The sequence below is a fragment of the Pseudomonas faucium genome (genome assembly GCF_021602585.1).
GTDB lineage: Bacteria > Pseudomonadota > Gammaproteobacteria > Pseudomonadales > Pseudomonadaceae > Aquipseudomonas > Aquipseudomonas faucium.
The window spans coordinates 1-247 of sequence record NZ_BQIP01000085.1 but is presented as its reverse complement, the minus strand read 5'-3'; the positions used below and the strand labels follow the sequence as shown (position 1 = coordinate 247).

Below are 247 nucleotides of genomic sequence, written 5' to 3'. Positions count from 1 at the left end.
ATGCAGACGTTGCGGTTGTTCGGGGTGATTCTGACTGGGGCGTTCTGTGCTCGGCAGATCATTCGCTTGAGCAGGGTTTGAGGCGCTTGGCTTGAGCCTTTGGGTGTTCATGAGATCGAGCGCCGCCACATCGATCTTGCCCATGTTCATCATCGCCTCGAACGCGCGCTTGGCTGCGGCCCGGTCCGGGTTGCCCAGCGCCTCGATGAGAATCCGTGGGCAGATCTGCCAGGAAATCCCCCACTTG

The 247-nt window shown here is 60.3% G+C and carries 1 pseudogene; it reads right to left on the bottom strand.

What is annotated here, in order from left to right:
• Nucleotides 1–114 precede the first annotated feature (114 nt).
• A pseudogene (locus L6D75_RS27270) lies at nucleotides 115–247 on the bottom strand (VOC family protein); the annotation flags it as partial.